We start from the raw sequence: 23,110 nt of genomic DNA, 5'->3' as shown, positions 1-23,110 counted from the left end.
GCCCCAACGGCCGCGTAACCGCCGGCTCCACCGACACCACCGGTGCCGAACAGCCACCCGCCTCGCCCGCCCGGGCCGCCGGTCCCGCCGGTGCCTCCAGCCCCGCCGGCGCCACCGGTGCCGATCAACCCTGCATCGCCGCCGGCCCCGCCGGGACTGAACGCGGCGCTACCCGACCCGCCGGCGCCGCCGTCACCGATCAACCAACCGCCGGGCGAGCCGCTTGCCCCGGTCCCCGGAGCCGCGTTGGCGCCGTTGCCGATCAGCGGGCGCCCGGTGTACGCCACAAACGGCACATTCACCGTGTCCACCACTTCCAGCAACGTCTGCTCCAACGTCTGCTCGAAGCCTTGCAGCGACAACACGTTGACGGCCTCGGCGGCCGCGTATGCGCCCGCACCGGTGGCCAACGCCTGCTGAAACTGCTTCTGGTACAACGCAATCTGAGTGCCCACCGACTGATACGACTGGGCGTAACCCCCAAACATCTGGGCAATCGCCGCGGACACCTCATCAGCCGCCGCCGCCGCGATCTGCGTGGTCGACGGCGCCGCCGACACCGTCGCTTTCCGGATCGCCTCGGCGATCCCGTTCAGATCCGCTGACGCCGCGGCCAAAGCCTCAGGTGCTGCGATAAGAAAGGTCGACATCTGCGGCTCCCATCAATCAACGGGACGACTCGAACGGGCTAACTCTATTCACACGGAATGAAGAAGTGAATAAGCACAGCGCTGTCGTGTCGCGTCCATTACAGCCCGCCGAATTTGCGTTGACACGTGGCGTTTTCCCGGTAGACCGGTCGAGCTCGTTTTAGGGTCCTGTGACCCGAGGTCGGGCTGGAAGGGGGCGACAAACCACCTGGCCCGAGCAAACGGCATTCTGCGGAGGCCATCGTGCAGCACGTTGCGCCGCGCGGATCAGTTGTCTGCTGAAGGCAAGACCAGTGAGGAAATCGCCACAGCATTGGCAGTCGCAGCGGCCACGCTGTGCAACTCGGCGCCGCACCTACGGGCAGGGACATTGACGCCGCCAAAGAGCTGCGTGAGCTTGGGGAGCAGAGCACGCGCTTGCAAGGCTGTCGGCCGAGGCCGAGCAGGAGAAGGGTTCACCGGGCGTGGCGGCGCGATGCGGTGCCCGAAACGCCTCAAACCACCAGGGAATCGAGCACCACTACAGCTCGGCCGTGACCATGGCATTGCTCACGGCTGCCCGAGCGCTGGACGGCGCTTGTGCGACTAAGCTTCAGATGTTGGTCAGGCCTCGCCCGGCACTCTTGAGCGCAGCGGCGACATGACTCTGCGCAGGCGCGACAGTGATCGTTGTCGTGCTTGTCGCACTCGGCCGCGCACGCCTCACAAATCTCTGCGCACAACTGGCACAACTGAGCCGCCCAACGAGACCCGCGGGGCACCGCGTCACACACGCCCCGCATATCGCTGCGCAGTCCAGGCATAAGCGGACGAAGTCGGCCATCTTCGTATCGTTGAGGCAACAGTTCGCACATGTCGCCTGCCATGAGGATGGGACCAGTGTGAACTGATTTTTGCCGGGGTGATGGGACCACCTGGATTGCCAGTGGGTACACCTGCGGGCTGGGCCACTGAGCCCCGAATCCGAAACAACGACCACCTTTGTGGACTCAAATCCGGGAACTCGTCTAGCCGACTTTGGTCAGGGTAAATAATTGATGGTGGTCAACGATGTAGCAGTTCGGTGGGACGTGTGGGATGTCCACTTTACTGTAGGGTGCGAAGTGCACTTCCCCGTGGAGCGTAACAGGGTCCCACCACTGGACTACGCTCACCGGATGGTATCCGCCATCGAATAAAAAGTCGCCCATCACATATAACGGACACTCCAGACCATCGGGGATAGTCCGCGCATTGACGTATTGGCCATCTATTAGTGGGGCGTCGAAACTCCCCCCTAGCGCAGTCGTCACGTGGGCGACACAGGACGGGCTGCAGGTCGTATTGGCAGTCCACGTCCCCTTACCGCCGTCGTCGTCGGCGTAGAGATAGACACCGTCCATCGCCGGAGGTTCCGCCTTTGCCTGCGGTGCGGCCGCGCCAAGCCCCACTCCGAACAGCAGCGCAACAGCTGCGGCAGAGGCGTTCATTATCATGCGTATCGCCGTTCTCTTGTTTTACTGCTATCAATGGCTAGGTTCATGACCCTGCTGCTCATCAGTGGTGACCCCACTTGGCCACCAGTGGGACTTCTAACTAGGTGCGCTGCGCGGGTCACACCGGATGAGCACATCTTGTCGAATTGCAAAAACTTCAAATCGAGGAGACGGTGAATTTGAGCAAGCCTCTGAATACTGGCGCCGTCCCAAGTAGGTTATCACGGTAACGTAAAAGCGCAACCATATTTCGAGGTGCCGATTTCATGAGTAGATTTGTGAACAACGGTTTGTCCGGCACACCTAATATTTAGAACTCGTACACCGGCAATTAACTGTCAGGGGAGGAACTTACAGCGTCATCGGCCTTTCCAGGTGTGTCAGGTCGAGTAAGCGGTGTAGTTGAGCATGGTCATCATGCCGGCTTCTAGGTGATAGCCATGATGACAGTGGATCATCCAGGTGCCTGGGTTATCGGCAATCAGCACAGCGTTGAGTTTCTGGTTGGGCAACACGATGACGGTGTCTTTGCGGGCGCCCAGCTGGCCGTCGGGTTTGATCACCTGGAAAGTGTGGCCGTGCAGGTGCATGGGGTGGTACATCATCGTCGAGTTGGTGAAGGCCAGGGCAGCTCGCTGGCCCTGTTTGACGGTCACCGGCGTGCTGTCCGGGTAAGGCTTCCCGTTGATCGCCCAGTCGTACTTCGCCATCGAGCCGGTGAGTTCCAGGGCCAGGTTCGCATCCGATTGAACTGACCCCAAGCTGGCGGACGATGGGGCGGTGAACGTGTCGACGGCAGCGATTCGGCCATCGAGCTCGGGCGGCCGGAAGTTGACATCTGGTGGGCTGCCGTCCGCGGTCTTCAGCAGCGCGCGCCCGGGTGTCGCCGGTTTGCCTTCAGGCATTGCTACCAGCGGGAAGACCCCGTCGCCGGCGGTGACGACGACGTCATAGCGTTCCGCCATACCAACCAGCAAAGCGTCGGTATCGGTTGGCGCAACCGGGAAACCATCGGTGTGGGTGACCGTCATAACGTGGCCTGCCAAAGCCACGCGGAAGGCGGTGTCGGCACCGGCGTTGATGATGCGGATGCGAATGCGCTGGCCCGGTTTGGCGTCAATGGTGGTTGGCGCCGCCGCAATTCGCCCGTTGACCAGATAGTAGGGGTAATCGATGTCGCCGGAATCACCGCCAAGTAATGCACTGCTACCCACGGCGGACATTCCGGGCATCTCCTGCTGGCTGGGCGCGTGGGCCGGCATTTGGGAGCCCCTGAGCTCATCGAATATCTGTTCAGGATTTTTACCGACGCCGTCGGTCCAGTCGTCGAGGACCACGATCCATTCGGCGTCGTAGCGGCCTGGGTCCGCGGGGTCGTCGATGATCACCGGCAGGTAGAGCCCGTAGTCCGTCTGCATTCCGACGTGTGGGTGGGCCCAGTAGGTGCCGGGATGCGGCGAGGAGAACCGATAGGTGAAGTCACTGTTGACTGCGATATTGGGGGTGGAAGGGGAGACACCGTCCATGTCGTTGCGCAACGCGATGCCGTGCCAGTGCACCGAAGTGGCGTCGCCGAGCCGGTTTCTGACCGTGACGGCCAGTTCGTCGCCGACGTTGGCGCGGATCAGCGGGCCGGGCAAGGCGTCGCCGTAGGCCAGTGTTCTCGCGACCGGACCGCCGAGGTCTACGGAGGCCGGCTGCGCGGTCAGAGTGGCGGTGACGGTCCGTCCCGTATGTGGGCGGGCTTTTTCCGCGGCGTCAATCGCCTGCTGCAGGTTGGGTGCGCGATCGCTTCGCCCGCATGACCCGAGCGCAAGCCCGGCCGCGCCGGCGATTGAAGCGGTGACGAACGTGCGCCGATTGAGTAGGACGTCATTCCGCACTGCCCGCACTACCATCCTTCGTCGGTCGTTTGCCGCGTGCGCTGCCGCGGGTTAATTCGTGGCTACTGACCCCGCGGTGTGGCGAGGCGTCGTGCTCTCAGGATCGTTCCCGCTGAACTTCAGGGGATTGCCCAGCGCCGGTTGGTCCGGTCGCGCAGTGTTGAGTAGCGCCCGGCTGCAGGTGCTGGTTGCGGTCAAGGACGCGCAGAGCCAAAGCCGCGAGTAGACCGATGATGAACAGCCCGGCCCATACCAGTTCGTCGGCTCCCGCCTGGCGCGCTGCGCCCATTGCCCAACCGGTAGCCAGGTTGCCGGCAAGGATTCCCACTCCGACGATCGTGTTGTAAAAGCCGTAATGCGTTGCTAGGAGCCGGCCTTCGGCCAGTGCCATGACGGTGTCCATTTCGAACGGGAAGACCGCGGCCGAGCCGACGGCCAGCATGGCGGCTGTCACCAGCAGCGCGGCGACAGCCGCGACGATCCCGAGTCGGGAGCCGTCGGGGATGGCTACCAGCGGCAAGAATGAGGCCGCCAGGACACCCAACCCGATGGCCAGGCTGCGTCCGGGACCCCACCGCGCGGCGAACCACCGGGTGATGCGCAGCTGTCCGGCGACGGCCACCAGACCTGAAACGACGAAGATGGCCGCCACCAGCAGCGTTTGGTGACGCTTGGTCAACAGTGCTGCCTGCAGCGGCAGGGCGAGATAGACCTGGAAGGACAACACGTAGGAGCCGATCATCGCCGCGGCGAACAGCAGAAAGGAGCGGTTTCCGAGGACTACTCGCCAGTCATCGAGTATCGATGTTTTTTCCGGCGCGGGATCGGCGCTGTGCTGCGGTAGCGCCAGCAATTGCGCCACGGTCAATACCGCGAAGATCGCTGCGGCGCCTGCCGCGGTGATGCGGAAGTCGATGGCTACCAGCAGAACTCCGACCAACGGGCCGAGCAGAATCCCAGCTTGGTAAAAGATGTTGAACACCGCGAATGCTTCCACGCGGCGCTCACGTGAATCGGCGGCGAGATACGCGCGCACCGCGGGGTTGAACAACGCTCCTGCGAAGCCTGTGGCGGCCGAGGCGAGCAACACGACCGGCAACGAGTGAGCGAAGACCAGCGACGCGAAGCCGCCCGTTCGGAGCAGACAGCCGGCCACGATCAAGGGTTTGAAGCCGATCCGGTCTGCCAGTGTGCCGCCGACAATGAACATGCCCTGTTGGGAGAAGTTGCGGACACCCAAGACGAGCCCGACGGCCCACCCCGCCAGCCCGAGTGGGCCGGCGAGGTAGGCCGCCAGGTACGGCATCAACATGTAGAAACCGAGGTTGATGCCGAACTGGTTGATCATCAGCATCCGGCTGGGCCGGTCGAAGCTGCGGAATTGCGTCAGCAATTCCATTACTGCATCGCTCCGGTGGGATCCACCACGGTGGCGCACCGGGTCCAGGACTGCACGACCTGGTCGTTCGGGTGGTCGATCATGGCCGGCTCTTCGGGCGGTAACTGGTCGAGAAGGCCGTGTTCGCGGCAGTATTCGTCGTTGTAGATGGTGTCGAAATACCGTTGCGGACCGTCGGGGAAGACGGCGGCGATAGTGGTCCCGGCGGGCATGGTCCGCGCGGCCCACCCGGCCACCAGGCCGACGGCTCCCACGCTCCAGCCACCGCTAGCGTGGTGGGTGGCCGCCAGGGCACGCGCCGCCCACACCGCCTCGGCCGGTGCCACCCAGTGCACCTCGTCAAACGCCGCATAGTCGACGTTGCGCGGGTAAATGCTCGATCCCAGACCGCGCATCAACCGGGTGGCCGCGGGTTGACCGAAGATCGTCGAGCCCACGGTGTCCACACCTATCACCTTCAGATCCGGGTTCGCCTCGCGCAGCACCCGTGCCACTCCTGCCGAGTGCCCGCCGGTACCCACCGAGCACACCAACACATCAATGCGACCAAGCTGGTCGAGCAGCTCCAGGGCGAGCGGACGGTAGGCGTCAACGTTCTCGGGGTTGTTGTACTGATTGGGGCACCACGCGTCGGGGTCAGCGGCCAGCAGCTGCGCAATACGGTCCTTGCGGGCCTGTTGCCATCCGCCGACCGGGTGGGGCTCGGTGACCAGGTCGACCTCGGCGCCGTAGGCGCGCAGCATGTTCTGCACGATGGGCTCCATGCCCGGGTCGGTGACCACCGTGACCGGGTGCCGGTACACCATGCCGGCCAAAGCCAGCCCCAGGCCCAGGGATCCGCTAGTGGATTCCACGATGCGGGCCCCCGGGCGCAGTTCGCCACGTGCACGGGCGCGTTCGACCATATGCACTGCGGGCCGGTCCTTCATGCTCCCGCCGGGATTGAAGCCTTCCAATTTGGCCCAGAAGCCGCGGTCTGCGGCAGTCAGCGGTTCTGAGATTCGCAGTACCGGGGTGTTGCCCACCAGCCCGGCCGGCTGACGGTGGCTTCCCGGCACGGGCGGGCATTGTGCGGGGCTGAGAGGCCGGTCCACCAACTTCAGCGACCGGGAACTGCAGGACAGACGGGATTCCAGAGAGTTCGAAGCACGAGAAGGGTTGTTGTTCATGCGATCGTCGCTTTCTAGCGAGAGGCTGCTGGCGCAGCCATTGACAAGGGAAGCGGCCACCGGCCGTCGTGACAGTGCACAGACGACCTGGCGCTACCCAGTCAGCGACGAGAAGAGCACAACCGCGTCAGAAGTTCTTGACCGGTCAAAATGCCAGCGATACCACGCGGCGGACCACGACCGCCCAAGATCACATGCCGCCCGAACAACCCCACCGCGCCGATCACCGCTACCACCACGCTCAGAGCCGCCACGGTGGTGACCGGCGCGTTAGGCAGCACGGCGGACATGAACGCCTCGTGATGGGCAACCGAAGGAGTTCCGATGTGCGCGTGATTGCTGCTGATTGTGAATTCGCCACCCAGCGAACTCACCAGAACATGAGCGGGATGGGGTGCAACAGGCTCATGCCGCACCTCGGCGTGTCCGAGAAGAAGGATCCACACCGCGACCGCGGCAACTGCAGCAGCCAATGCCGCGGTGAATTGCCACCACGGCCGCGGGCATGCGCTTGATCCGCTCACAGTACTTACAGCGTAACAACGGGATCGGGGTTGCGTCGACGACAGGCGGCCATGCTGGGACATCACGTCCGCCCCCACCGTTTCGTACCCCATACCCCCTGAGGGTACAGGTGAGTGGGGTGGGCGGCAAGGGGCGACAAGGTCACGAAAAGGTTGTCGAACATCGTCTGGCGCAGGTGTATTACTTAATGATTATCATTGTCATTAACGTGCGGGGCGGTGCCCTCAGGAGCGATGCCGATGGCGCTGCAGTTGCCGCTACAGTCAGTGATCACGGCCGTCGGCGCTGGCAGGGAGCCCACCCCGGTGCGGGACTGCGAGGTGCAATCGGCGGGGACCCGTGTTGGTGAGCTCAAAGACTCGTTTCACCTCCAAATGGGTGGACATGTCGTGATTCCGGCCGCTGTATCGTGTACCCTCGGTGGGTATGAGAAGCATCCGATTGTGGTCGGATGATCGACGTGTAGACACAGGCAGAGCGCCCCGATTGCGCTTTGCCGTAGTCGTCGCGGCTGCAGTCGCGGCATTGGCCATCATCGGTCACTGCGTGCCGGCGCGCGCCGCTGCTCTGCCATCTTCGTCGCCGGAACAACTTTCAGTGGCTTCGCTTCCTCTTGCGGTCCATGCCAGCGCTGATCAGCCGCAGCTTGCGCAGGAGCGGCCAGTCTGTAAAGCCTCGAAGGTGTTCGCAATTGATGGGATACCCGCCGCGGTGATGACCGCGCTGGTCGTCCTCGGCCTGGGTTTGGCGGCGCTGGCGGGTATGGGCTGGCTGACACAGTTGGTGGCACCGGCCGGACGGAGCCCTCCGCGCCCACGCGTTGCCATCTTGTCCGGTCGAGATCTTCTGACTCGGTTCTGCTTAGCTCGTCGCTGACTGGTCAGCGTCAGGCCTTGGTGCTGTGCTGCACCCGGCTGGTGACGTCTGTTCCTGTCGATTTTCGCGCGGTAGTCGCGCCCTGATCTAAAGCCGACTGATGTGATGCATTCACTATTTGATGAATTATACAAATACTCTGCTGCGCCCGGGTTGCTGAGTTGCTCGCGGCCGAGGGAAGCACGGCGCCGTGAGCCTGCCCGCCGAGGCCGATTCGTTCGTGCGTCAGCCGAGGCTCGCGGACGACGGTCGCTGTCCACAGGGATGTTGCAGGTCCCCGATCGCCGGGAAACGAATCTCGGCGGCACCGCCGATCTTTCCCAGGCGCCGACATGGTCCCTCCGCCGCCTTGGCACGGGAACACAGTTCGGTAGCGGAGCCGCATTCTTTCAAGGAGAGCGAACATGTCGTATGTGACAACGCATCCGGAATCACTGGCGTCGGCGGCCGGTGATTTACAAACGATCGGCGCGGCGATGGATGACCGAACGGCGGCGGTCGCGGTCCCGACGGCCGCAGTGGTGCCGGCCGCCGCTGACGAAGTGTCGGCGTTGACCGCGGCCCAGTTCGCCGCGCACGCGCAGTTGTACCAAGCAGTGGCTGCCCAGGCCACAGCAATTCACGACCAGTTCGTTGCCGCCTTGGCGACTAGCGCTGGGTCCTATGCCGTCACCGAGGCCGCCAATGCGGCCGCGACCGGCTAACGCGCGTCATAGCTGAAGGGGTATGCGAATGGATTTCGGGGCACTTCCACCGGAGATCAATTCGGCCAGGATGTATTTGGGTCCCGGTTCCGGACCGATGCTGGCCGCCGCGACCGGCTGGGATGAGCTGGCCGTTGAAATGAGTTCAGCCGCAACGTCTTACGCCGCGGTAATCGCCCGGCTGACGGCCTTGTCCTGGTACGGCCCGGCGGCGACCTGGATGGCGTCGGCAGCTGCGCCGTATGTGATGTGGATGACCACCACCGCAACCGCAGCGGAGCAGGCGGCCGACCAGGCCCGCGCCGCAGCCGCCGCATTTGAGGCGGCGTTCGTGCAGACCGTGCCACCACCGGTGATCGTGGCCAATCGCAGCTTGTTGATGAGCCTGATCGCGACGAACATCTTCGGGCAGAACACGCCGGCGATCGCGGCCACCGAGGCCCAGTACGCGCAGATGTGGGCCCAAGATGCGATGGCCATGTATGGATACGCAGGTTCGTCAGCGGCCGCGTCGACGTTGACGCCTTTCGCGCCGCCCCAGCAAGTCGCCAATCCGAGCGGGTTGGCTGCGCAGGGCGCCGCTGTCGCCCAGGCCACGGGCGGTTCGGTGGCAACCGACACCCAGGCCGTCCTCACACAGCTGACATCGTCCGTACCCACCGCGTTGCAACAACTTGCTTCGCCCCTGTCGTCGAGTTCGGTGCCCTCGATGCTGAGTGCGGTAAACCCGGAGCTATCAACGATAAGTTCGACCGCGTGGATCGCCAGTGCCGGCCTGTCGACCGGGGAGAAGCTCAAGGGTCTGCTGCCGGCGGCCACCAGCGCACTCGCACCAGCCGTTGCCGAAGGGTTGGCCACCGGGCCACTCGGATCCGGGTTGGCCGGTCTGGCAGGCTTCGGCGGTGCCGGCACGGTATCGGCGGGTATGGGGCAAGCCGGATTAATCGGGTCGTTGTCGGCACCGCAGAGTTGGACAGCTTCTGTGCCGGCCAAGGCGGCTGCTGCGCTGACTGGCACCAACCTCGGCGCCGCTCCGGCCGCCAACTCCGGTGTCCCGAGCAGCATGTTAGGTGGACTCCCGTTGGCGGCGGCAGGAGAGCGCGGCGCAGCCGGGATTGTCCCCGATCCCCGGTTCCTGGAGCGCCCACCAATGGTGCCTCGGTGGTCAAACCTGGTTTAGGGAGAGGAGGCCACCACGAAGGGCCGCCAAAAACCACGGTTGCGTAGGCCTGTGGGCGCCGTACAACGGCGCCCACGCAGACCTGTGTCCAACGCCCGATGAATCGGCGAAACGATGTTCGCGCCCGGTTGCTGGAACAACATCCGACGCCTACCCTCTAGGGGTATGAGGTCTGTGCGAGAACGGACGGCTCCGTCTCCACGCACCTCGCCGCTGACACGGCGGTCGACGACCGCGGTCGCCACAGCCGCGTTCTTGCTTCTGCTGCTAGGGCACTCGGCACTGCTGCATTCGGAGACCGGCCACCCCCACCACTCCCACGCGCTGTTATCCAGCGTGGGCGCGGAATTCGCGATCAATGTCGATCACCCCCATCTTGTCAACGGAGCGTTGACCGCTTGTCATGACGTCTCGGTGTCCGCGGTGTTGCCGCGAACCCCAACCATTTTGGTGGAAACCGGCGTGGCCGCAGCAATGGTCGCGATTGTCGCCGGAGTGTCCGGTGACGCCGCGACGTCGGGGCGGAGCCCACCGAATGCAGCACCGCCCGCCCTCACCGGTCGAGATCTCTTGACGCGGCTCTGCCTGATTCGTCGCTGACCGATCAGCGTCAGGTCGTGGTGTCATGCGCACGGCGGCCGGTGCTCGCTGACCGGTGTTCGATGTCGCAATTCTGCGGCGCATTTGCGAAAGCGACGATCAATGAAAGACTTTTTGTCCCTAGCACACTCTGAGCGCTGCAGTACGCTCACTGAAACTGCCGAACTGCACTGCACTTGTGACGCGGCCGATCCGGGCATCGGAGGCCATCTTAATTCTGCGGCTGCCTCGGCCTGTTCAGCTGGTAGGTATCGCGAAGCCGCTAGTTTAGTGGGCAATACCCCGGTGCTGTGGATCTCGGACGCACTTGCGGCCGAGGGCCGAGGGTTCTGGGCCAAGCTTGAGGGCACCAATCCCGGCGGAATGAAAGATCGGCCCGCCTTGCACATGGTTCAACGCGCTCGGGCTCGCGGCGAACTACAACCATACGCACAGATTGTCGAATCCACCAGCGGCACAATCGGATTGGGTCTGGCATTGGCCGGGCAGGTATACGGCCATCCCGTGACTTTGGTTACTGATCCCGGCATGGAGCCCATCGTGCAACAGATGCTGGCCGCGTACGGGGTGCGCATCGAGGTCGTCGCCGAGCCGCATCCGCGCGGGGGATGGCAGCAGACCCGCAAAGCCCGCGTGGCGCAACTGCTGGCCGCAGATCCGCGTGCGTGGAATCCCGATCAATACAACAATCCTGACAACATCGGCAGCTACGAGTCGCTGGCGCTTGAACTGCTGAATCAGGTTGGAAGCGTTGATGTCCTGGTGTGTTCGGTGGGCACCGGAGGCCACTCGGCCGGTGTGACGCGTGTGCTGCGCGAAGCTAACCCCGACCTGAAGTTGATCGGGGTTGACACCATCGGCTCGACGATCTTCGGGCAGCCAGCCGCGGCCACACGGTTGATGCGCGGTTTAGGGTCGAGTATCTATCCCCGCAACGTCGACTATGCCGCGTTCGCCGAGGCGCATTGGGTAGCCCCAGCTGAAGCCGTGTGGGCATGTCGGACGCTGGCAAGTACGTACTTCATCAGCGGAGGGTGGAGTGTCGGTGCGGTGGCGTTGGTCGCCGGTTGGGCTGCTCGCGCCTACCGTCCCGGTACGACGATAGTCGCCATCTTTCCCGATGGTCCCTTGCGCTACTTCGACACCATCTATAGCGACGATTTTTGCCGCGGCCACGATTTGTTCCTCGCAGCCCGCCCGCATGAGCCCGCAGTCATCACTGACCCAACCGACCAGGTTGTGCAGTCGTGGACGCGGTGCACGACCGTACGCGATCCAACCCTGTCCAGGCAGTGAGCATTTTCCGGTGTGCACGTCTTCACCCCGGGGGGTCGGTGTCAGCGGAAACCTCATCAAGGTCGCAGCTACGTTGCGGCAGTTCCATTGTCCCCCAAGTCCGCAGGGACAAACGGTATGGCGCAATGCTGGCCGTGGACACCGCAGCATCCTCGATCTGCTATGCGACCTTCGACGTTGATCAACGAGCCGCAACGACCACGGAAGGGGAGGCTCGATGCCCCCTATGGAACGCCCGCAGAGACCGGACCCGCGCACAATCCTGCTCCTCTACAGCGGACTGCTGGCCGCAGTCGCCGGTTGGGTCAACTCGGTGGCCCTCCTGGTGTGGGTATATCCAGTGGGCAACCTCACGGCGCTGACCACCAAAATCGGCCAGCACACTACGAATCCACTACTGCATCCGGGTGGCATGATCGCGGCGATCGTCACCGGATTTCTGATCGGCGTTCTGGGAGCCGGCGCCCTGCTTGCTCCCGCGCAAAGCCCTACTGGCCCGCGCCACGCCGCGGTGCTCCTGGGAGAAGCAGCTCTGCTGTTGGCTGCCGCCGGCATCGAACACCCGTTGATCAGAGCGCCGCTGGCCGCCGCGGCGTGCGGATTGCAGAATGGAATGACTTCCAGTTTCCCGGGGATGCCCATCCGCACCACTCACTTCACCGGCACGATCACCGACCTCGGCCTGCTGGTGGCGCGTAGTCACCGCCACGGAGTTGACCGCTGGAAAGCGGCGCTGCTGACTTCGACGGTCCTGCTATTCATCGGTGGCGCCGCCGGCGGCGTGATCCTCGGCGGCCGGATCGGCGACCACGCACTGATCCCGGCGGCCATCACATGCGGGGGTCTCGCTATCGCACACGTGTTGCGTTTTCGCTGGCATCGCTCGCTCGCTGTCGACACGGCACCCGCGCTCGAACCCGGCCCTCACGGGGACGCACCGTCATAAGCTGACGTCATCAACGCGCTTGCCCCCAGGTCGAATGCAGTGACTCCTGGTGACTACCAAAGTCCCAGGCCTTCTCAGCGACGTCAACGTGGCAGATCCAACCGGACCCGGTGCAGCGGCCGCCGAGCTCCAGTCAAGCGCGCCTCGCCGCTCAACGCCGTCGTGGAAGCTATGACGACACTGCTGACACACCCGGACGCAACCGTCAATCTGACGCCGCCGTCACCGCACCATCTCCCCGGGATTGCGTACGTGAAGCGATCAGCGATTTACGCGGCGGCTTCGCTTGTGGGCAAAAGCTGTGCGCGTTTGGCGGCATGCCGTTGCCCGCCCGGCGAACCGGCGATCGGTTTGTGGCTGCGGTGCACGCAGGCCGACAAGGCCTTCCTTGATTCCTTCGGTGACCTCGGGAACATCAAAGCGATGCCCCGAATCCTGGGAAGGGCACGAGCAACTGAGTCCGCTGTAGGGGTCTCCCGGATCAGCCTTAACCGCCGAGGCGGTACCGCCGATTACCACGCCCGTCGCGGCCACAACGGCCATCACCTGCTGCAGGTGCCGGCCATGGAGCGTCATCGCCTCCTACCGGCTCTCGACACTGAGACCAGCGAACCCGAATCCGACGTCAGCCCAGCCATCGGCGGCAGGGCTCGGAAATATCCCTAACAGGTGCAGCACCGTCGGACAACACATAACTCTATATACGATAGCCCTGTACGGTATGGCGATCAACCGCCTGGCGCCTGCGCCCGCATGGCCGATGCTCTACCCCGCGGAACGTTGGCGCCCAGTCCTCAGCGCGCTCAGTTGCATACCCAGCTGACGACCGTCCCACCGCCAAGCCTGTTCACAGCATCGGATTCGGCCGCGGCACGCGAAAAACCCGTTCCACCACGGTAGTTCACGCCGTCGGAAGCCACCGCGCCACACAGATTGAAGCTGATCACGACGCGGCAGTCCTTGTCGTTGCAGCGATCGACTGCGACCTGTTCGGCTTGTGCCTTGGCGGGGTAACCCTGCGCTGTACCCCAAGCGCCGCTCGGGGCATAGGCGATCGCGCCGTAGCGCATCACGTGCGGCACGGGCATCTCCGGCCGCATGCCCATCTCGGACATCGCAGCTTTGTCCAGATTGGCGCTCACTTGCGGAACCAGCGGAAGCGCTATGGCCATCAGCCCGGCTGTGGCACCGACGCTTGCGACTGCTACTGCGATTTTATGCCGTCTCTTAGTTGTCATTGTCTTGATTCCTCTCTTGTACATTCCCGTGTGTGATGATTTGGCCCTGTTGCACTGTGGGCGAGAGAGTTTCGACCGAGGCAAACACGCTCTGCTCCAGACTCTTAGGCGGATTAGGGATGGTGCGGTACTGAAGGCGGTGTCGGCACCGTGGTCTGCCGTGGCTCGTTCTCCTTCCTGGGTTCCATACCTTTGCCTGCCCCCATCATTGGGCAGCTGCTGCGTTCGCCGCCGCCTGATGGTGGGTGCCCGGCGCTCGGGCCATTCGTGGCGCGGGACAAGAAGAAACCCGGCAAAAACAGCAGGGCTAGGACGAAAACGACACCGGCGGTAGCACCCACGAGCACCCACGCCTGGTCTAGTGGGCTCGGCGGATTGGATTGGTGCGCGCGGCTGGCATGCTCTGCTGCCGTGCGAGGCTCCTGCGATCCTGATGTCTGCGTCATGTAGTAGATTTTTCGAGAAAATACCCCCTGGGGGTAGGGACTAAAGTCACCAAAAGACTAGTTTTCGCTGGGGGCTGTGAATCGGTTATCTCGGTCAGCCCCTGGGTCCGGCACCGCGCGGCCAAATAGTGACAGCATGAGTTCTGTCGCTGTGCGCAACCGCGCAGACGCAGGGCGTTATCGAATTACTTGTGCCGCGGCATGTTTGGCCGTTTTATCCAAGCCCGGCCCAGCGCTTTCCCGGGATGTGCGGTGCTGGGTGCGCGTGATGATGGTCTGACCGGTGTGATAGGACGTCGCACTGTGCGCCTGTGAGCAGGGCTGTGCCGGCGATGCGAATATCTACAGCTGGTGACGTCGAATTGTGTCACGGTGCGAGCCTTATCAGGCCGGGCGGACCGGGGGGCTCCGGTGACGGCTTCGTCGAACCGCTGCCACCGCCAGAGGCGCCGCCCGCTCCAGCGCCACTGCCGCCGCCCCCTCCAGCGCCGCCGCCACCGCCACCACCGCCACCCTGCTGACCAGCGTCAGGTGGCTCAACTACTTGTGGTGGGGGCGGCGCTGGAGGGGGAGGCAGCGGCGGCGGTGGCGCTGGAGGAGGAGGCAGCGGCGGTGGCGCTGGAGCGGGCAGCGGGTCTGGTGGTGGCAGCGGTTCGTCGAAGCCTTCACCGGCTCCCCCCAGTCCACCCGGCCTAATAAGGCTCGCACCGTGAAACGGCCTGACGCCATTGACCGAACAGATTCACACTGTCGATACAGCCCGAATAACAGACGCGCGACGGGGCGTCCTGACACACCTGTGATACCAACGCCACGCACACCCAGCACCGCACACCCCGGTGATTCGCTGAGGCAGGTTGGGATACAACCGCCAAACATCGAGTTTCGCAAGCAATCTGACAACGCCTACCGTCTGCGCGGTCGCGCACAGCGACGGAACTTGCTATCTCGCTTGGTCGCGACGGTGCCGAACCCAAGGCTGGTCGAGATGGCTGATTCGCGGCCATCGGCGAGCAAGTCTTGCTTTTGGGGACTTTCGTCCCTACCCCCATGGGGTATATGATGGAACAATTTCCTGTGTGACGCAGACATGAGGGTCACTCCCCAGAGTGAACAAGAAAGGAATCAAATCAATGACACCCAAGAGAGGTCATCGAATCGCGCTGGCGGTCGCGGGCGTCGGTGCCACAGCCGGGCTGATGGCTATAGCGCTTCCGCTGGTTCCGCAGGTAAGCGCCAATCTGGACAAAGCCGCGATGTCCGAGATGGGCATGCGGCCGGAAATGCCCGTGCCGCACGTGATGCGCTACGGCGCGATCGCCTATGCCCCGAGCGGCGCTTGGGGTACAGCGCAGGGTTACCTTACTAAGGCGCGAGCGGAACAGGTCGCGGTCGACCGCTGCAACGACAACGACTGCCGCGTCGTCATCAGCTTCAATCTGTGTGGCGCGGTCGCTTCCGACGGTGTGAATTACCGTGGTGGAACGGGCTTTTCGCGTGCAGCGGCCGAGGCCGATGCTTTGAACAGGCTCGGCGGTGGGACGGTCGCGAGCTGGGTATGCAATTGAGCGCATTGAGGACTGAGCGCCGAGGTTCCGCGGGGTAAAGCGTCGCGCGTCCGGGCGCCAAGCTGTTGAGCTCCATACTGTACAGGGATACCGTATATAGAGCTATGTGTCGTTCGGCGGTACTGTACCCGGGTGGGGGTAGTTGAGAGGTCTGTCACGAAGGCTCGGGTGGCGGCGTTCGCGTTCGGGTTCGCGGATCTGCGATTTGAGATGTGGTAGAACGCGATGACTGTGTAGGGCAGGCGCCTGCGGAACTTGATGACCGTCGTGGCTGCCATGGGGGCGGCAATCGGCGGCCCCGCTTCGGCGGTTGCTGCGGATCCAGGGGACCCTTACAGCGGGCTCAGTTGCTCGTGCCCTTCCCAGGATTCGCGGCATCGTTTTGATCTTCCCGAAGGAACCAAGGAAGGGCTTGCCGGCCGGCGGGCACCCCAGCCAGAAGCCAGTCGCCGGCTCGCCGGACGGGCAACGCCGTTCCGCCAGACCCGAATAGCTGGCTCTCACAAGCCAAGTCCGGCGCGCAAAACGCTGATCGCTTCACCTACGCGACCGCGCGGCGACGGCGGCGTCAGATTGACGGTTGCGTCCGATGAACGGATTTTCCCTTTGAGTTAGCTGTACCTGCAACGCCGTGCATAGCTTTCTCGACGGCGTTGTGCCGGCGAGGCTTACTCGACTTGAGCAGTCGCTATCCTCGCGAGCCCCGGCGGGCGCGGCGGCCGCTGCACCTGGGCCGGTCGATCTGCAACGTTGAGGTCGGTGAGAATGCCTGCAGCAGCTTCGGTGGTCACCAGGGGTCACTGCATCCGACTCGCGGGCGAGCGCAGTGATGACGCCAGCTCATGGCGGTGCGTCGCCTTGAGGGTAAGTTGCGGGTGCCGTGTGAACAGCGAGCGAGCGATTTCCGCGACAACGCAACACGTGTGCGATTGCGAGGCCGCCGCATGCCACGGCCGCCGGGATCAGTGCATGGTCGCCGATCCGGCCGCCGAGGATCACGCCGCCGGCGGCGCCACCGATGAATAGCAGGACGGTCGAAGTCAGTAGCGCCGCTTTCCAATTGTCCATTCCGTGGCGGTAACTGCGCGCCACAAGCAGGCCGAGGTCAGTGATCGTGCCGGTGAAGTGAGTGGTGCGGAGGGGCATCCCCGGGAAACTGGAAGTCATTCCGTTCTGCAATCCGCACGCCGCGGCGGCCAGTGGCGCTCTGATCAACGGATGTTCAATACCGGCGGCCGCCAACAGAAGAGCTGCTTCGCCCAGTAGCACCGCGGCGTGGCGCGGACCGGTAGGGCTTTGCGTGGGAGCAACCAGGGCACCGGCTCCCAGAACGCCGAGCAGAAATCCGGCGACGATCGCCGCGATCATACCACCGGGATGCAGCAGTGGATTGGTAGTGTGCTGGCCGATTTTGGTGGTCAGCGCCGTGAGGTTGCCTACCGGATATACCCAGACGAGGAGGGCCACCGAGTTGACCCAACCGGCGACCGCGGCCAGCAGTCCGCTGTAGAGGAGCAGGATTACGCGCGGGTCCCGTGTCTGTGGTCGTTTGATAGGCGGCATCAAGCTCCCCTTCTCTGTGGTCGTTGCGGCTCGTTGGTCAGCGTCGAAGGTCCAACAGCAGATCGATGGGGCTGCGGTGTCAACGGCCAGGATTGCGTCGTACCGTCTGTCCTTCGGACTTGAGGGACAACAACAGAACTGCCGCAGCCTAGCGCGACATCGATGTAATCTCCGCTGACACCGGCCACCACCTCCCGGGTGAAGACGTGCACACCGAGAATGCTCACTGCCTTGACAGGGTTGGATCGCGTACGGTCGTGCACCGCGTCCACGACCGCACAACCTGATCGGTCGGGTCAGCGATGATTGCGGGCTCACGCGGCTGGGCTGCGAGGAGCAAATCGTGGCCGCGGCAGAAATCGTCGCTATAGATGGTGTCGAAGTAGCGTAGCGGACCATCGGCAAAGATGGCGGCTATGGTTGTACCGGGACGGTGGGCGCGAGCAGCCCCGCCGGCGACCAACGCCACCGCACCGACACTCCATCCTCCGCTGATGTAGTACGTGCTTGCCAGCGTGCGACATGCCCACACGGCTTCGGCTGGGGCGACCCAATGCGCCTCGGCGAACGCGGCGTAGTCGACGTTGCCGGGATAGATGCTCGACCCTAGACCGCGCATCAGTCGCATGGCGGCGGCCGGCTGCCCGAAAATTGTCGAGCCGATGGTGTCAACTCCGATCAGCTTCAGGTCGGGGTTAGCTTCGCGCAGCACACGCGCCACACCCGCCGAGTGGCCTCCGGTGCCCACCGAACACACCAGAACATCAACGCTTCCAACCTGATTCAGCAGTTCCAGCGCCAGCAACTGGTAGCTGGCTACATTGTCAGGATTGTTGTATTGATCGGGATTCCAGGCACGCGGATCTGCGGCCAGCAGTTGCGCGACGCGGGCTTTGCGGGCCTGCTGCCATCCCCCGCGCGGATGTGGCTCGGGGACGATCTCGATGCGCACCCCGTACGCGGCCAGCATCTGTTGGACGATGGGCTCCATGCCGGGATCAGTAACCAAAGTTACGGGGTGGCCGTATATCTGCCCGGCCAATGCCAGCCCCAATCCGAGCGTGCCACTGGTGGATTCGACAATCTGTGCGTTCGGTTGCAGTTCGCCGCGAGCCCGAGCGCATTGAACCATGTGCAAGGCGGGGCGATCTTTCATTCCGCCGGGATTGGCGCCCTCAAGCTTGGCCCAAAACCCGCGGCCCCCATCCGCGATTGCGTCGGAGATCCACAGCACCGGGGTATTGCCCACTAGGCTAGCGGCCTCGCGATGCCTACCAGCTGAACAGGCGCAGGCAGCCGCAGAACCAAGATGCCCTGCGATGTCCTGATCAATTACGTCACAATTGCGGTGCAGCTCGGCAGTTTCAGTGAGCGTATTGCGACGCTCAGAGTGCGCTAGGGGCAAAGAGTCCTTCATTGATCGTCGCTTTCGCAGATGCGCCGCAGAACTGCGACATCGAACATCGGTCAGCGAGCACCGGCCGTGCGCATGACACCACGACCTGACGCTGATCGGTCAGCGACGAATCAGGCAGAACCGCGTCACGAGATCTCGACCGGTGAGGGCGGGGGGTGCTGCGTTGGGTGGGCTCCGCCCCGACATCGCGGCGTCACCGGACAATCCCGCGACAAACGCGACCATTGCTGCGGCCACGCCGAATTCCACCAAGATGGTTGGGGTTCGCGGCAACACCGCGGACGCCGAGACGTCATGACAGGCGGTCAACGCCCCGCTGACAAGATGGGGGTGATCGACATTGATCGCGAACTCCGCACCCACGCTGGATAACAGCGCATGGGAGTGGTGGGGGTGGCTGTTCTCCGAATGCAGCAGTGCCGAGTGCCCCATCAGCAGAAGCAAGAGGGCGGCTGTGGCGGCCGCGGTCATCGACCGCCGCGTCGGCGGCAAGGCGCGTCGAGACGCACCCGTCCGTTCTCGCACACACCTCATACCCCTAGAGGGTAGGCGTCGGATGTTGTCCCAGCAATCAGGCGCGGCAAGGTTTCGCCGATTCATCGGTCATTGCACCCCGGTTTGCGTGAGTCGGCGCCCGTGTCGGCGCTGCAGGCCTACGCAACCGTGGTTCTGGCGGCCCTTGGTGGTGGCCATCTTTCGTTACACCAGGTTTGACCAGCGAGGCACCATTGGTGGGCGCTCCAGGAACCGGGGATCGGGGACAATTCCGGCCGCGCCGCGCTCTCCTGCAGCCGCCAACGGGAGTCCCCCTAACATGCTGCTCGGGACGCCGGAGTCGGCGGCCGGAGCGGCGCCGAGGCTGGTGCCAGTCAGCGCAGCAGCCGCCTTGGCCGGCACGGTGGCTGTCCAACTCTGCGGTACCGACAACGACCCGACCAACCCGGCCCGCCCCATACCCGCCGATACCGTCGTGCCGGCGCCGCCGAAGCCTGCCAGACCGGCCAAGCCTGATCCGAGCGGCCCGGTGGCCAACCCTTCGGCAACGGCTGGCGCGAGGGCGCTGGTGGCCGCCGGCAGCAGGCCCTTGAGCTTCTCCCCGGTCGACAGGCCGGCGCTGGCGATCCACGCGGTCGAGCTGGTCACCGACAGCATCGGGCTCATCGAACTCAACGTCGAGGAAAGCGAACCCGACGACAGGGGTGAAGCCAGTCCCTGCAGCACGGTGGGTACGGACGACGTCAGCTGCGTGAGGACGGCTTGGGTGTCGGTTGCGGCCGAACCACCCGCGGCCTGGGCGACAGCGGCACCCTGCGCAGCCAACCCGCTCGGATTGACGACCTGCTGGGGCGGCGCGAAAGGCGTTAACGTCGACGCGGCCGCTGACGAAGCTGCGTATCCATACATCGCCGTAGCGTCTTGAGCCCACATCTGCGCGTACTGGGCCTCGGTGGCCGCGATCGCAGGCGTGTTCTGACCGAAGATGTTGGTCGCGATCAGGGTCATCAGCAAGCTGCGGTTGACCGCGATCACCGGTGGCGGCACGGTCTGCGCGAACGCCGCCTCATATGCGGCGGCTGCGGCGCGGGCCTGGTCGGCCGCCTGCTCTGCTGCGGTTGCGGTCGTGGTCATCCACATCACATAAGGCGCAGCTGCCGACGCCATCCAGGTCGCCGCCGGCCCATACCAGGACAAGGCCGTCAACCGAGCTACTACCCCGGCGTAAGCTGTTGCCGCCGAACTCATTTCAACGGCCAGCTCATCCCAGCCGGTCGCGGCCGTCAGCATCGGTCCGGAACCGGGACCCGAATACATCCGTGCCGAATTGACCTCCGGCGGAAGTGCCCCGAAATCCATTCGCGTACTCCTTCAGCTATACCGCGTGTTAGCCGGTCGCGGCCGCGTTGGCGGCCTCGGTGGCGGCATAGGATCCAGCGCTAGTCGCCAAGGCGGCAACGAACTGGTCGTGAATCGCTGTGGCCTGGGCGGCCACTGCTTGGTACAGCTGGGCGTGCGCGGCGAACTGGGCCGCGGTCAACGACGACACTTCGTCAGCGGCGGCCGGCACCACTGCGGCCGTCGGGACCGCGACCGCCACCGTTCGGGCATCCATCGCCGCGCCGATCGTCTGCAGATCGCCGGCCGCCGACGCCAGTGATTCCGGATGCGTTGTCACAAACGACATGCTTTGCTCTCCTTGAAAAATGCGTCTCCGCTACCGACATGGGTTTCCGTGACAAGGCCGCAGATGGACCGTGTAGGCGCCTGTGAAGATGGGCGGTGCCGGCGGCGATCGTGTCCCGGCGGTCGGGGACCTTCAACATCCCTATGGGCAGCGACCGTCGTCGGCGAGCCTCGGCTACCGCTCGGCCTCGGTGGGAAGGCGCGCGGCGCCGTGTCTTCCTCGGCGGCAAGCAGCTCAGCAACCCGGGCACCGCAGAGCATTCGGAAGTCATCAAGCAGTGAATAAGTCGCATGAGTCGGCTTACGTCAGCGGCGCGACTAGCGCGCGGAAATGGACAGGGCAGACGTCTCCGGCCGTGTGCAGCAGAGCACGAGGGCCTGACGCTGACCAGTCAGCGGCGAGCTACGCGGATCCGAGTCAGAAGATCTTGACCGGACAGGACGGCAACGGGTGGGTGCGGAGGGCTCCGTCCGGCCGGTGCCACAAGCTGTGTTTGCCAGCCCATACCCGCCAGCGTCGCTAGGCCCGCGCTAAGGACGACCAGCGCTGTCATCACCGCCGCAGGTATCGCATCAATTGCGAACACCTTCGACCCTTTACAGATGGGCCGCTCCTGCGCAAGCTGCGACTGATCAGCGCTGGCATGAACCGCGAGAGGAAGCGAGGCCACTGGCTGTCGTGGCGCCGACGGAGACGGCGAGGCAGCGGCGCGCATTGGCACGCAGTGACCAATGATGGCCAGTGCCGCGACTGCGGCCGCCACGACGACGGCAAAGCGCAACCGTGGCGCTCTGCCCAATCCGACACGTCGGTCATCCGACGACAATCGGATCCTCCTCATACCCTCCGAGGGTACACCATGCGGCTGGATCACGACAGGTTCCCGCTGCGGAGGTGACGCGTCTTTCAGCTCCTCGGCTAAGTTCCCGGCTGACTGCACCTCGCAGCCCCGCAACGGGATCGGGCTTCCTTCGCCGCGCCGACGGTCCCTGCTCCTTGTCAAGACGTGAGCAGAGCAGGGCACTACCTCCGCCGGTTAATGACGATGATCACCATTGGTGATGCACCTTAAGCCTGTCGATGCACCAGACGATGTTCGACGGCCTTGTCGGACCTCCTCGCACCCCTTGCCACACGCCCGGCTCGTCCGTACCCTCAAGGGGTATGGGGTACGTAGCGGCGCGGGCGGACGTGATGTCCCAGCATGGCCGCCCGGCGTCGGCGCGCCACGGGTCCCGTTGCTACGCTGTTAGTACTGTGAGCGGATCGAAGGCATGCCCGCGGCCGTGGTGGCAATTCACCGCGGCACTGGCTGCTGCGGTGACCGCGATCGCGGTGTGGGTCCTTGTTCTCGGACACGCCGAGGTGCGGCATGAGCCTGCCGCACCCCATCCTGCCCATGTTCTGGTGAGTTCGTTGGGTGGCGAATTCACCATCAATAGCAATCACGCGCACCTAGAAAATCCCTCGGTTTCTCATCACGAGGCGTTCATGACCGCCGTGTTGCCTAACGCGCCTGTCGCCACCGTGGCGGCTCTGAGCGTGGTGGTGGCGACGGTGGGCGCAGTGGGCTTGTTCGGGTGGCAGAGGATAGCGGGCGGTCGTGGTCCGCCGCGTGGGCCCGCCGCTCCTTTAACCGGTCGAGAACTCTTGACGCGGTTGTGCTCTTCTCGTCGCTGACTGGGTAGCGCCAGGTCGTCTGTGCATCTCACGACGGCCGGTGGCCGATCCCTTTGTCGATGGCTGCGCCTGCGGCCTCATTCAAGAAAGCGACGATCGCATGAACGCCAACCCTGCTCGTTTTTCGAACTCTCTGGAAGCCCGTTTGTCGTGCAACTCCCGGCCAGTGGCGGTGAACCGGCCACTTAACCCTGCGATGTGCCCGCCGCTCACGGCAAGCCGGCAGCCGGCCGGCCTGGTGGGCAATACTCCGGTGTTGCGGATCTCGGAGCCGTTGACTCCGGCCGATCGGGGGTTCTGGGCCAAGCTCGAG

At 64.2% G+C, this 23,110-nt stretch carries 21 protein-coding genes and 1 pseudogene; 7 read left to right on the top strand and 15 right to left on the bottom strand.

Going from position 1 to position 23,110, the window contains the following annotated elements:
• The 7 genes from AO501_RS33705 to AO501_RS39920 form a co-directional block, all read right to left on the bottom strand.
• Positions 1 to 650, bottom strand: a 650-nt coding sequence (locus AO501_RS33705) for a PE family protein (RefSeq protein ID WP_156452932.1), incomplete at its 3' end; no start/stop codon positions are given.
• Positions 651 to 1,144: 494 nt separating this feature from the next.
• On the bottom strand, positions 1,145 to 1,432 hold the full coding sequence (locus AO501_RS36715) for a four-helix bundle copper-binding protein (protein WP_231513540.1): 288 nt from the start codon (positions 1,430 to 1,432) through the stop codon (positions 1,145 to 1,147).
• A gap of 225 nt (positions 1,433 to 1,657) precedes the next feature.
• Complete coding sequence (locus AO501_RS38580) at positions 1,658 to 2,119, bottom strand: hypothetical protein (protein WP_156298280.1); 462 nt, start codon at positions 2,117 to 2,119, stop codon at positions 1,658 to 1,660.
• Positions 2,120 to 2,505: 386 nt separating this feature from the next.
• Complete coding sequence (locus tag AO501_RS33695) at positions 2,506 to 4,023, bottom strand: multicopper oxidase family protein (RefSeq protein WP_055581903.1); 1,518 nt, start codon at positions 4,021 to 4,023, stop codon at positions 2,506 to 2,508.
• Positions 4,024 to 4,105: 82 nt separating this feature from the next.
• Positions 4,106 to 5,407 carry an MFS transporter gene (locus AO501_RS33690; protein WP_082659008.1) on the bottom strand — a complete coding sequence of 434 codons (1,302 nt, stop codon included), beginning with the start codon at positions 5,405 to 5,407 and terminating at the stop codon, positions 4,106 to 4,108.
• Positions 5,407 to 6,576, bottom strand: a complete 1,170-nt coding sequence (locus AO501_RS33685; RefSeq protein ID WP_082659007.1) for a PLP-dependent cysteine synthase family protein — start codon at positions 6,574 to 6,576, stop codon at positions 5,407 to 5,409. The genes AO501_RS33690 and AO501_RS33685 overlap by 1 nt, the downstream gene beginning before the upstream one ends.
• A gap of 101 nt (positions 6,577 to 6,677) precedes the next feature.
• Positions 6,678 to 7,193, bottom strand: a complete 516-nt coding sequence (locus AO501_RS39920; RefSeq protein ID WP_231513533.1) for a hypothetical protein — start codon at positions 7,191 to 7,193, stop codon at positions 6,678 to 6,680.
• Between the two features lie 1,188 nt (positions 7,194 to 8,381).
• Here AO501_RS39920 and AO501_RS33670 point away from each other — a divergent pair.
• The 4 genes from AO501_RS33670 (at position 8,382) to AO501_RS33650 (ending at position 12,703) form a co-directional block, all read left to right on the top strand.
• Positions 8,382 to 8,681, top strand: coding sequence for a PE family protein (locus AO501_RS33670; RefSeq protein ID WP_055581901.1), 300 nt, complete (start codon positions 8,382 to 8,384; stop codon positions 8,679 to 8,681).
• Between the two features lie 28 nt (positions 8,682 to 8,709).
• Positions 8,710 to 9,861 (top strand): PPE family protein, encoded by a 1,152-nt coding sequence (locus AO501_RS33665; protein ID WP_055581900.1) that lies wholly within the window; start codon positions 8,710 to 8,712, stop codon positions 9,859 to 9,861.
• A gap of 798 nt (positions 9,862 to 10,659) precedes the next feature.
• Positions 10,660 to 11,757 (top strand): PLP-dependent cysteine synthase family protein, encoded by a 1,098-nt coding sequence (locus AO501_RS33655; RefSeq protein ID WP_055581906.1) that lies wholly within the window; start codon positions 10,660 to 10,662, stop codon positions 11,755 to 11,757.
• Between the two features lie 217 nt (positions 11,758 to 11,974).
• Positions 11,975 to 12,703 carry a YoaK family protein gene (locus AO501_RS33650; RefSeq protein ID WP_082659003.1) on the top strand — a complete coding sequence of 243 codons (729 nt, stop codon included), beginning with the start codon at positions 11,975 to 11,977 and terminating at the stop codon, positions 12,701 to 12,703.
• Between the two features lie 261 nt (positions 12,704 to 12,964).
• Here AO501_RS33650 and AO501_RS39915 read toward each other — a convergent pair whose 3' ends face one another.
• From AO501_RS39915 to AO501_RS38575, 3 genes are all read right to left on the bottom strand, one after another.
• Positions 12,965 to 13,279, bottom strand: a complete 315-nt coding sequence (locus AO501_RS39915; protein WP_156298279.1) for a hypothetical protein — start codon at positions 13,277 to 13,279, stop codon at positions 12,965 to 12,967.
• Between the two features lie 227 nt (positions 13,280 to 13,506).
• Complete coding sequence (locus AO501_RS33640; RefSeq protein WP_231752711.1) at positions 13,507 to 13,875, bottom strand: DUF4189 domain-containing protein; 369 nt, start codon at positions 13,873 to 13,875, stop codon at positions 13,507 to 13,509.
• Positions 13,876 to 14,771: 896 nt separating this feature from the next.
• Complete coding sequence (locus AO501_RS38575; protein WP_197420013.1) at positions 14,772 to 14,927, bottom strand: hypothetical protein; 156 nt, start codon at positions 14,925 to 14,927, stop codon at positions 14,772 to 14,774.
• Between AO501_RS38575 and AO501_RS36710 the strand changes: the two genes are divergently transcribed.
• Entirely contained in the window at positions 14,919 to 15,083 is a 165-nt protein-coding gene (locus tag AO501_RS36710; RefSeq protein ID WP_156452930.1) for a hypothetical protein, read from the top strand. The two genes, AO501_RS38575 and AO501_RS36710, sit on opposite strands and share 9 nt — an antisense overlap.
• A gap of 413 nt (positions 15,084 to 15,496) precedes the next feature.
• Complete coding sequence (locus AO501_RS33635; protein WP_231752710.1) at positions 15,497 to 15,955, top strand: DUF4189 domain-containing protein; 459 nt, start codon at positions 15,497 to 15,499, stop codon at positions 15,953 to 15,955.
• Between the two features lie 840 nt (positions 15,956 to 16,795).
• Here the strand turns inward: AO501_RS33635 and AO501_RS33630 are convergent.
• The 5 genes from AO501_RS33630 to AO501_RS33610 all read right to left on the bottom strand — a co-directional run bounded on the left by AO501_RS33630 (position 16,796) and on the right by AO501_RS33610 (position 21,117).
• Positions 16,796 to 17,518, bottom strand: a complete 723-nt coding sequence (locus AO501_RS33630) for a YoaK family protein (protein WP_055581894.1) — start codon at positions 17,516 to 17,518, stop codon at positions 16,796 to 16,798.
• 223 nt (positions 17,519 to 17,741) lie between these two features.
• Positions 17,742 to 18,767 (bottom strand): PLP-dependent cysteine synthase family protein, encoded by a 1,026-nt coding sequence (locus tag AO501_RS33625; protein WP_269435253.1) that lies wholly within the window; start codon positions 18,765 to 18,767, stop codon positions 17,742 to 17,744.
• A gap of 267 nt (positions 18,768 to 19,034) precedes the next feature.
• The gene (locus AO501_RS33620; RefSeq protein ID WP_055581893.1) at positions 19,035 to 19,406 is read right to left on the bottom strand and encodes a hypothetical protein; all 372 of its coding nucleotides are present in this window, start codon (positions 19,404 to 19,406) and stop codon (positions 19,035 to 19,037) included.
• Between the two features lie 228 nt (positions 19,407 to 19,634).
• Complete coding sequence (locus tag AO501_RS33615; protein ID WP_055581892.1) at positions 19,635 to 20,789, bottom strand: PPE family protein; 1,155 nt, start codon at positions 20,787 to 20,789, stop codon at positions 19,635 to 19,637.
• A gap of 28 nt (positions 20,790 to 20,817) precedes the next feature.
• Positions 20,818 to 21,117, bottom strand: coding sequence for a PE family protein (locus tag AO501_RS33610; RefSeq protein WP_055581891.1), 300 nt, complete (start codon positions 21,115 to 21,117; stop codon positions 20,818 to 20,820).
• A gap of 1,720 nt (positions 21,118 to 22,837) precedes the next feature.
• Here AO501_RS33610 and AO501_RS39910 point away from each other — a divergent pair.
• Positions 22,838 to 23,110 (top strand): annotated as a pseudogene (locus AO501_RS39910) (hypothetical protein); the annotation flags it as partial.

Origin of the sequence: Mycobacterium gordonae, assembly GCF_001417955.2 — a bacterium.
Classification (GTDB): Bacteria; Actinomycetota; Actinomycetes; order Mycobacteriales; family Mycobacteriaceae; genus Mycobacterium; species Mycobacterium gordonae_B.
This window is presented reverse-complemented; position numbering and strand designations above follow the sequence as displayed.

What these genes read in the sequence shown, in the direction of transcription:
- AO501_RS33690 (WP_082659008.1), bottom strand. Translation starts at nt 5,407, where the DNA reads ATGGAATTGCTGACGCAATTCCGCAGCTTCGACCGGCCCAGCCGGATG.
- AO501_RS33630 (WP_055581894.1), bottom strand. Translation starts at nt 17,518, where the DNA reads ATGCCGCCTATCAAACGACCACAGACACGGGACCCGCGCGTAATCCTG.
- AO501_RS39920 (WP_231513533.1), bottom strand. Translation starts at nt 7,193, where the DNA reads ATGGGGTACGAAACGGTGGGGGCGGACGTGATGTCCCAGCATGGCCGC.
- AO501_RS33640 (WP_231752711.1), bottom strand. Translation starts at nt 13,875, where the DNA reads ATGGCCATAGCGCTTCCGCTGGTTCCGCAAGTGAGCGCCAATCTGGAC.
- AO501_RS33650 (WP_082659003.1), top strand. Translation starts at nt 11,975, where the DNA reads ATGCCCCCTATGGAACGCCCGCAGAGACCGGACCCGCGCACAATCCTG.
- AO501_RS33695 (WP_055581903.1), bottom strand. Translation starts at nt 4,023, where the DNA reads ATGGTAGTGCGGGCAGTGCGGAATGACGTCCTACTCAATCGGCGCACG.
- AO501_RS33685 (WP_082659007.1), bottom strand. Translation starts at nt 6,576, where the DNA reads ATGAACAACAACCCTTCTCGTGCTTCGAACTCTCTGGAATCCCGTCTG.
- AO501_RS36715 (WP_231513540.1), bottom strand. Translation starts at nt 1,432, where the DNA reads ATGCGGGGCGTGTGTGACGCGGTGCCCCGCGGGTCTCGTTGGGCGGCT.
- AO501_RS39915 (WP_156298279.1), bottom strand. Translation starts at nt 13,279, where the DNA reads ATGACGCTCCATGGCCGGCACCTGCAGCAGGTGATGGCCGTTGTGGCC.
- AO501_RS33620 (WP_055581893.1), bottom strand. Translation starts at nt 19,406, where the DNA reads ATGACCGCGGCCGCCACAGCCGCCCTCTTGCTTCTGCTGATGGGGCAC.
- AO501_RS33670 (WP_055581901.1), top strand. Translation starts at nt 8,382, where the DNA reads ATGTCGTATGTGACAACGCATCCGGAATCACTGGCGTCGGCGGCCGGT.
- AO501_RS33665 (WP_055581900.1), top strand. Translation starts at nt 8,710, where the DNA reads ATGGATTTCGGGGCACTTCCACCGGAGATCAATTCGGCCAGGATGTAT.
- AO501_RS33610 (WP_055581891.1), bottom strand. Translation starts at nt 21,117, where the DNA reads ATGTCGTTTGTGACAACGCATCCGGAATCACTGGCGTCGGCGGCCGGC.
- AO501_RS38580 (WP_156298280.1), bottom strand. Translation starts at nt 2,119, where the DNA reads ATGAACGCCTCTGCCGCAGCTGTTGCGCTGCTGTTCGGAGTGGGGCTT.
- AO501_RS33615 (WP_055581892.1), bottom strand. Translation starts at nt 20,789, where the DNA reads ATGGATTTCGGGGCACTTCCGCCGGAGGTCAATTCGGCACGGATGTAT.